The organism is Longitalea luteola (assembly GCF_017356035.1).
Taxonomy (GTDB): Bacteria; Bacteroidota; Bacteroidia; order Chitinophagales; family Chitinophagaceae; genus Niastella; species Niastella luteola.
This window is the reverse complement of sequence record NZ_JAFIQX010000042.1, coordinates 1-494: the sequence shown is the minus strand read 5'-3', so window position 1 is coordinate 494 and position 494 is coordinate 1. Positions and strand designations below refer to the sequence as shown.

Annotated in this window: 1 protein-coding gene; it reads left to right on the top strand. The window is 39.5% G+C overall.

The genetic code is table 11. From position 1 onward, the window contains the following. On the top strand, positions 1 to 494 hold a 494-nt coding region (locus tag JUB15_RS28335), incomplete at both ends, for a hypothetical protein (RefSeq protein ID WP_207516125.1).

The following is a 494-nucleotide window of genomic DNA, read 5'->3' as shown; positions in this document are numbered from 1 at the left end:
CTGGCAAAAGCGGGAAAAGAGCCCAATACTTTTTGGGTAGAAGCCGAACCGGATGAATATGTTTTTCAGTGTGGTGAATACTCAGGTAAATTTTATATGGACCATAACGGATATGTTCGCGTGCAAAGCCGGCCTGATATAAAGGTAGAGGGATCTATTATCTATAACATTCCCTTATTTGATGACTCGCTGCCATTAGATCCTAACAATTCAGCTTCGTATACTTCGGTGGATATACCGTTCCACGTGAATGGGTACCCGGTTTACAGGTTTAACAGGTTGAAAAAAGCTATCTTAATGGGTTTTAAAATTACTACCCCCGATGGAATGCAATACGAGTTTGGTATGTGGGGTAAAAATTATGATCCCGAGGATACCTTTGATGAGGTTGAGTTTACCTCAAACATTTTTGATCAATTCCTCTTTGGTGAAATATTTACCACCTGGCACTTAAAAAAAATTATTGCACCCAATAAAGATGCGGTGGAGTTTTT